The 2528-nt window shown below is 67.7% G+C and carries 5 protein-coding genes; 4 read left to right on the forward strand and 1 reads right to left on the reverse strand.

Annotation, left to right across the window (positions count from 1 at the left end; translation table 11 throughout):
* From A612_RS13785 to A612_RS13800, 4 genes are all read left to right on the forward strand, one after another.
* Positions 1-1255: NAD(P)/FAD-dependent oxidoreductase (locus tag A612_RS13785; protein ID WP_019375045.1), on the forward strand; the 1255-nt coding region annotated here is incomplete at its 5' end.
* 43 nt (positions 1256-1298) lie between these two features.
* A complete protein-coding gene (locus A612_RS13790) occupies positions 1299-1661 on the forward strand; it encodes a hypothetical protein (protein WP_019375046.1) in 363 nt (120 codons plus the stop codon).
* A 65-nt stretch (positions 1662-1726) separates the two neighbouring features.
* Entirely contained in the window at positions 1727-1936 is a 210-nt protein-coding gene (locus A612_RS13795) for a YgaP family membrane protein (protein WP_019375047.1), read from the forward strand.
* 29 nt (positions 1937-1965) lie between these two features.
* Complete coding sequence (locus A612_RS13800) at positions 1966-2352, forward strand: rhodanese-like domain-containing protein (RefSeq protein ID WP_019375048.1); 387 nt, start codon at positions 1966-1968, stop codon at positions 2350-2352.
* Here A612_RS13800 and A612_RS13805 read toward each other — a convergent pair.
* Positions 2286-2528: transposase (locus A612_RS13805; protein ID WP_019375049.1), on the reverse strand; the 243-nt coding region annotated here is incomplete at its 5' end. The genes A612_RS13800 and A612_RS13805 overlap by 67 nt on opposite strands.

Genomic DNA, 2528 nt, shown 5'->3' on the forward strand with positions numbered 1-2528 from the left:
CGGCTTCGCGGCCACGCCGCAGCCGGCCCATGCCGCCCGCCTGCCGACCAAGGCGCACATCGCCATCGCCGGCAGCGGCCTGGCCGGCATCGCCGTGGCACACCGGCTGCAAGGCCTGCTCGACGGCGCGCGCATCACCATCGTTGACGCCAAGCAGGCGCACCACTACCAGCCGGGCTTCACCCTGGTGGCCACCGGCGTGTGGCCGGGGGACAAGGTCGTCGAGAGCAACGCCGCCCTGCAGCCCACCGGCGTGCAGTGGGTGCAGGACATGGTGGCCGAGTTCGACCCGGCGGCCAACACGGTGGTCACCGCCAGCGGCCAGCGCATCACCTACGACTACCTGGTCGTGGCCACCGGCACGCACCAGGACTGGGCGCAGATCGAGGGCATGGATGTCAAGGCCATCGGCAGCAACGGTCTGGCCAGCGTCTATCCCAGCGCCGAGGCAGCTGTCGCCACCTGGGCCGCCATGGACAGCTTTCGGCAAAAGGGCGGCCAGGCCGTCATGACGCTGCCGGCCACGCCGCTCAAGTGCGCCGGCGCGCCGCTGAAGATGACCTTCATGCTGCGCGACCGGCTGGCGCAGGCCGGCACCCTGGATAAGTCGAGCATCACCTTCTATTCGGCGCTGCACAACGTCTTTGGCGTGCCGGTGGTCAACGACAGCGTGCTCCAGCGCTGGCAGGCGCTGGGCGTGGGCGTGCAGTACGGGCAAAAGCTCACGGCCATCGACATCGGCGCACGCCGCGCCACCTTCGCCAAGCCCGAGGGCGAGACCAGCGAAGTGCCCTACGACTTCATCCACGTCGTGCCGCCCATGCGCGCCGTCGATGCGGTGAAGAACTCGGATCTGGCCTGGCAGGACGGCCCCATGGCCGCCGGCGGCTGGCTGGAGGTGGACAAGAACACCCTGCAGCACCGGCGCTACAAGAACGTCTTCGGCCTGGGCGACACCAACGGCACGCCGCGCGGCAAGACGGCGGCCACCGTCAAGAAGAGCGCGCCCATCGTCGCCCGGCACCTGGTGGAGGTCATCGCCGGGCGCACGCCGGGCGAGGTGTTCGACGGCTACACCTCCTGCCCCATGATCTTGCGCGAGGGCTCGGCCTGGCTGATCGAGTTCGACTACGAGGGCCGGCTCACGCCCTCGCTGCCCATGATCGAGCCGCTGCAGGACAGCTACGCCGCCTGGCTGATGAAGATCCGGATGCTCAAGCCCGCCTACATGGCGGTGCTCAAGGGCCGCGTCTGATGCGCGCGCGATGCTTTGTCGAGACTTTCCAAGGAGACACGTCATGTACGAAATCTGGCTGGTGCTGAACATTCTCTACGAAATCGCCCTGGGCCTGGGGCCGGTGCTGCTGGCGCTGGCCGTGGTCTGGCTGGCGCTGATGGTGCTGGCGCGCTCGCGCCTGAGCCTGCTGGCGCTGCGCCGCGCCCTGTTTCCGGCCAGCTTCGTGGCCGGCCTGCTGTTCTTCACGCTGCCCCACCTGACCCAGTCCTCGTTCGACAACATGGGCTACTGGGTGGACTGGCTCAACCTGCTGGGCATGGCCCTGGGCCTGGGTGCGGCGTTTGCGCTGTTCGCCTGGCCGCTGGTGGCCCTGTTCTGCCCGGCCTGCGCCGATGGCGCCTGCACTACCAGGCCGGCCCGCTGAGCCCGGCCGGTCGAAGCATCCGCGCACCCTGCCCCTTTTCTTCCATTTTTCAAGGAGCTGTTTCCATGACATCCTGGCAAATCGTGCGCCTGCTGGCTGGCGCCTTCATCCTGCTGTCGCTGGCACTGGGCATTCCCGGCAGCCCGCTGTTCATGAGCCAGTGGTGGCTGGCCTTCACGGCCTTCGTCGGTGCCAACCTGCTGCAAAGCGGCTTCACCAAGTGGTGCATGCTGGAGAACATACTGCGCAAGCTGGGCGCCAGGCCCGGCTGTTGAATGTCCTCCTCTCCCATGAAAGGATTCCCATGAAAACCGCACTCGAACTGGTTGCTGCTGCCAAGGCCTGCATCCGGGAAGTGTCGATCGACGAGGCCGAGCAGGCTGCCAGCCAGGCGGACGTGCTGATCGACGTGCGCGAGCCCGACGAGTACCGCCAGGGCCACCTGCCCGGCGCCGTGAACATGCCGCGCGGGCTGCTGGAGTTCCAGCTCAGCAGCAACCCGGCCTGCCAGTCACCCGACCTGGACGTGGTCCTGTATTGCAAGACCAGCGGTCGCGCCGCACTGGCAGCCCGCACGATGCAGGACATGGGGCTCCATGTCGTTTCGTGTGGAAAGCAACACTGTCACTGGGGCATCGCCGGCGCGAACGGACTGGCCGGCAGGTGCTTGAGCTTGGACATGCGCAGGTAGGCGATGGCGATGAAGTTCTGGCTCGTCCTGAAGCCGCGCGCGGCGCGCTTGGCCTGCTGCAGCAGCCCGTTCATCGCCTCGACGAAGGCGTTGCTGCGGTGATCGACCATGCCGCGCACCACCGCGTCGAACCGCTCCTTGAGCGTGGCGGCCAGCTTCTTGAACGGCTCGAGCCT

This window comes from Melaminivora alkalimesophila (genome assembly GCF_000282995.1).
In the GTDB taxonomy this organism is placed as follows: Bacteria; Pseudomonadota; Gammaproteobacteria; order Burkholderiales; family Burkholderiaceae_C; genus Melaminivora; species Melaminivora alkalimesophila.